The following is a 4567-nucleotide window of genomic DNA, read 5'->3' as shown; positions in this document are numbered from 1 at the left end:
TCGGCGGGATAGGCCCAGAGGAAAGTCGGCAGCGGTCCGTCGGATTTCTTGTAGCCTGGTGGCAGCAGTAGGGTGGCGGTCAGATCCACACCATCGGGGCGTTTGTAGCGAAGTTGCTGCTTTTGGATGTCCTTGAACTGTGGGTAAGGATGCGGGAAAAACGTGATCTGCGTCAGGGCATCGGCAGCGGGCTTTTTGCCTTTTTTCGGCGCGGGGTTCAGGTCGCGTAGGTAGTAGTTGGGCGGCATCTCCTGCGACTCGCGGCTGGTGAGCCACAAACCTTTGGTGGCGTCCAGTATGGCGACAGGCCGCTCGAAGTAGGGCGCTTCCGACCGCCAAAGCCGCTTGGTTGCTTTGGTTTTAAGATTGAGCAGGTCGATAAACGGGCGATCGCCCTCGGGTGAAGCACCCGTTCCGGTCAGGTAGATGCTGTGGTCGGGCGTAAAGTGCAGGACTTCCTGACCGTAGGCATTTTTGGTCAGTTCGGGTGAGCCGGGGTTGCCGTAACGGTCTTCCGAAGAGCGGTCGAAGAGCAAAGTTGGATCGGCCGGATTTCCGGGATTGACGATTTTAGTAATCGTTTTGCGCGTTTCGTTCCAGCGCTCATAAAACAGCGCGGTTTGGGCATCGCCCCAGGTTACGCCGCCAAAGCGGTAGGCCGCTTTGTACAGTTCTTTGGGAGAGCCGGAGAAGGGGGCTTCCAGGCTGTATACGATGTCACGGATGTCGGCTTTTTTCTTGGGATCGCCGCCGTCCTGCGCTTCTACCCAATACACCGTGGCGGGGGCGTCATTGCGCCAGTCGTGGTTACGCTGCCCGTTAGGCGCGGCGTCACGGCCCCAGGGCATGTTTTCTAACAAAGGACTATCGTTGAGCGTCTTTACCAATTTTCCATCCATCGAATACACGTCCGACTGTTGCGGAAAGCGGTACACGGGTACCAGGTACGAAAACGGACGATGCAGCGTCTCAACCAGCACGTACTTCCCGTCGGGCGAGGGCGACGCCGTGGCCACCATACCTACTGAGCCAATGGGCGTGGCCGTACCGTCGAGGCCAAGTTTCATGGCTTGCGAAGTCGTGAAGTACTCGAAGCGCGTTTCATCGTTGGAATTTTTAAGCAAATCCTGGTAAGTCGCAGCCATCGCCTTCTGGCCGAGGTTTTCCTGCACTGTTGGCCCCTCGGGAACGCGGCTGATTGCGGGGGCTTCGCCGCGTGAAGCAGGAATGGCGCGGACAATGAACGACTGGTTATCGCTTACCCAACGAAAAGGCGTGCCCAGTACCGCGCTCAGGGCCAACTCTCCCACGCGGCGGGCGGTTGCGGTGGCGACGTCCAGCACGTAGAGTTCCAGCTTGGTGTCGGTGGTGTTGGTGAAAGCGATCTTGCTGTCATCGGGCGACCACTGGATATAGGAAAGCTTGGCGTTGTCGGGCAAGCCTTTGATGGAAACATCGTCGGCCCCGCCTTTGACGCGGCGCAGCGTGAGGCCGTTGATATAGGTAGCGCGGCTCGGGCCGCTGGTGGCGGGGTTGAGGCGCAGTCCAGCCAGGCGGTACTCAGGTTCGGAAAGTTCGGCGATGGTAGTTGTAACGGTATTGCGCTGCATGAGCAGCATCCATTCGCCCTTGCCGTCCACGCTGACGGTAGGCGTGGGCTTAGCGGTGACGAGTTCCGCCAAGGCCTGCGGCGGCGTTTGGTAGCCGTTGTCCTGGGCAAAGGCAGTGAGATTAACTACAAAGAGCAGTAGAATTAGCTTTTTCATGCAAAGATTATTTTGGAGATTGATCAGTTGGGTTAGCGTACTTTGGCTGGAAGGCGAAAGTACGGAATATGCCATTACAAAAGCCCGATCAGGAAGCAACTACTTGTTCAAACAAATTCATCAGGGTAGTTTCTGCGTCGAGACACAGACCGGGATGTACTTCTGAGGCCTGAATGATGGTGCTGCGGCGGGCGGTAAGCCAGCGGAAACGGGAGGCGGCGTCGAGGGTGGCGATGGGGCTTTTCGATATTTCACCTGTACAGATATTATCGAAGGATTGCAGATGCTGGACAATGACACCGGCGTCACTTTCCGGAAACAGCGCGGCAAGTCGGACTTTGTCCAGGGCAATTCTGGATCGTAGAAATTTTTGATTTTTACAAAACAAAACTACCCCTACGTTAATGAATTCCCCCCGCTCCACGCGCGGCACTACCCGGATGGTGGCGTACTCAAATAAGTCCATGGCGAGCGGTTTGGGCTTCGTGGACAAAGATTTCGGACTGTGCGATGCGGCGATTCAGGAATTGCACGTACACCTCCCTCATCGAGTCGGCGTCGGCTTCTTCCTCTTCCTGGTTGAGCCAGTCGTCGGGGATGGTGGCGACAATGCTTTCGATGACCTCGGTGGTCAGCAGAACGCGCATTTCGGCGTCCACATCGGCAATGTGCGCGGCCTGGGGCAGCAACACGTGGTCTTTGATCTGGACGAAAGGCTTGGCGACGTACTCTTCCCAATTCTGCCAGGCGTGATGAAAGTACAGCGCGGCCCCATGGTCGATGAGCCATAACTCTTTGTGCCAAATCAGCATGTTGGTATTGTGGGCGGTGCGGTCCACATTCAGCAACAGAGCATCCAGCCACACGATGCGTGAGGCCAGCCGCGTATCGACTGTCGTTACAGCCGGGTCGTAGGTAATCGCGCCCGAGAGGTAGTGCAGCCCCAGATTCAGGCCGACACTGCCTTTGAGTAAATCTTGAATCTCCTCGTCGGGTTCGCTGCGGCCGAAGGCGGCGTCGAGTTCGGCGTAAACTAGCTCGGGCATCCGCAAGCCCGCCACTCTGGCCAGTTCGCCGCCAATGAGTTCGGCGATAAGGGCCTTGCGACCCTGCCCCGCACCCCGAAATTTGAGGACGTACAGGAAGCCGTCGTCAGCCTCGACGATAGCGGGCAGCGAGCCGCCCTCGCGCAGCGGCGTCACGTAGCGGGTCACGCGGACGGTACGGAGGTCGGGAGAAATGGAGGTCATATTGGGTGTATTGCCTACTTATTCAGGAAAGGTTGCTTTACCAAATCACAAAGTATAAATTTTCTTCATAAGTCTTTTACCAACAAGACCGACGATTCTGAAATCCAGCGCCATGAAAGCTTTACAAAGGCCAATCTTCTTCCTTCTCCTCCTCACTACTACTTCCCTTCACGCCCAAACTTTCAAAAATCCCCTCCTCCCCGCCGGAGCCGATCCGTGGTCGATCTACCACGATGGGTACTACTACTATATGCACACGACGGGAAAGGATTTGAATATTTGGAAAACCAAAGACCTCGCAAAACTACCCGAGGCCAAAAAAGTGACCGTCTGGACGCCGCCTGCCACGGGTCCCTATTCCAAACAAATCTGGGCACCCGAACTGCATTTGGTGGGCGGAAAGTGGTACATCTACTTCGCTGCCGACGACGGACAAAACCGTAACCATCGGATGTACGTTCTGGAAAATCCCTCACCCGACCCCACGCTGGGCGAATGGACGATGAAGGGAAAGCTCGAAACGCCACAGGACAAATGGGCGATCGACGGCTCGGTGTTTGAGCATAAAGGCCAGATGTACTTCACCTGGTCGGGATGGGAAGGGGACGAGAACGGGCGGCAGGATATTTATCTGTGCAAGATGAGTAATCCCTGGACCTGCGTTGGCAATCGCGTCCGCATTTCGGATCCGCGCTACGCCTGGGAGCAGCACGGACTGCTGACCAGGCCCGGTCCCGACGACAAACCGATTGTCCTTGTCAACGAAGGGCCGCAGTACCTCGAAAGCCCGAATGGACGCATCAATATAATTTTCTCAGCCAGTGGCTGCTGGACAGATTTTTATTCTCTGGGCATGGTGTACGCCGAACCCAACGCCGACCTAATGAACTCGAAATCCTGGCAAAAACATCCAACGCCCGTTTTCTGGGCGCATGATGTGCAGGGTACTTACGCAGCGGGTCACAATAGCTTTTTTAAATCGCCTAACGGCAAGCAAAACTGGATTCTCTACCACGCCAACGCAGAACCCGGTCAGGGTTGCGGCGGTAAGCGCGCCCCCCGAATGCAGCCCTTCACCTTCGACGCCGAGGGCGACCCAGTATTCGGCGACCCGCTACCACTGGGGGTGGAGATGAATGTACCGAGGTGAGAAATACCAGTCGTACTCAATGATTGAATGCTGACGACGTTGAGCGTATCTTGGATTAGGTATTATAAGGACGATATTTGCAGAGAAGTACTAGAAATTAATCTTGCTGCTTAAATAGTTGCTATCAAAATCTACCATGGTAAAATTTCTCTTATCAACTAAGTGCTTTCTCATAGTTTGCCTTTTAGCGCAAGTGCAATCCTATGGGCAACGAATCCCCAAGGTTCAATTTCGTGACTCTAGGCCGATCCGTGAACTTACAGACAACCATCAGACTGTTGCGATTTTACCGCCCGATGCTGTGTTCTGGAGTGAATCTAAAAGTAGTTCAGAATATGAGAGACAACAGGTCTCATCTGCTCAATCGGTTATTTTTCAACGAGAAATGTACGATCAACTTA

Annotated in this window: 4 protein-coding genes and 1 pseudogene; 2 read left to right on the top strand and 3 right to left on the bottom strand. The window is 55.0% G+C overall.

What is annotated here, in order from left to right; all coding sequences use genetic code 11:
* From ACEW8P_RS02190 to ACEW8P_RS02180, 3 genes are all read right to left on the bottom strand, one after another.
* Positions 1-1766, bottom strand: a 1766-nt coding sequence (locus ACEW8P_RS02190) for a S9 family peptidase (protein ID WP_373511476.1), incomplete at its 3' end; no start/stop codon positions are given.
* Between the two features lie 88 nt (positions 1767-1854).
* A complete protein-coding gene (locus ACEW8P_RS02185; protein ID WP_373511475.1) occupies positions 1855-2232 on the bottom strand; it encodes a DUF3037 domain-containing protein in 378 nt (125 codons plus the stop codon).
* Positions 2219-3016: a HipA family kinase gene (locus ACEW8P_RS02180; protein ID WP_373511474.1), complete on the bottom strand. Its 798-nt coding sequence runs from the start codon at positions 3014-3016 to the stop codon at positions 2219-2221. The genes ACEW8P_RS02185 and ACEW8P_RS02180 overlap by 14 nt, the downstream gene beginning before the upstream one ends.
* Positions 3017-3128: 112 nt before the next feature.
* On the opposite strand from ACEW8P_RS02180, the gene ACEW8P_RS02175 reads away from it, so the two are divergent.
* Positions 3129-4166: a family 43 glycosylhydrolase gene (locus ACEW8P_RS02175; protein ID WP_373511473.1), complete on the top strand. Its 1038-nt coding sequence runs from the start codon at positions 3129-3131 to the stop codon at positions 4164-4166.
* 136 nt (positions 4167-4302) lie between these two features.
* A pseudogene (locus ACEW8P_RS02170) lies at positions 4303-4567 on the top strand (hypothetical protein); the annotation flags it as partial.

The organism is Persicitalea sp. (assembly GCF_041751555.1).
Taxonomy (GTDB): Bacteria; Bacteroidota; Bacteroidia; order Cytophagales; family Spirosomataceae; genus Persicitalea.
This window is presented reverse-complemented; position numbering and strand designations above follow the sequence as displayed.

Bases quoted from the DNA above. Each gene is read 5' to 3' on its own strand.
- ACEW8P_RS02185 (WP_373511475.1), bottom strand. From the start codon at position 2,232: ATGGACTTATTTGAGTACGCCACCATCCGGGTAGTGCCGCGCGTGGAG.
- ACEW8P_RS02175 (WP_373511473.1), top strand. From the start codon at position 3,129: ATGAAAGCTTTACAAAGGCCAATCTTCTTCCTTCTCCTCCTCACTACT.
- ACEW8P_RS02180 (WP_373511474.1), bottom strand. From the start codon at position 3,016: ATGACCTCCATTTCTCCCGACCTCCGTACCGTCCGCGTGACCCGCTAC.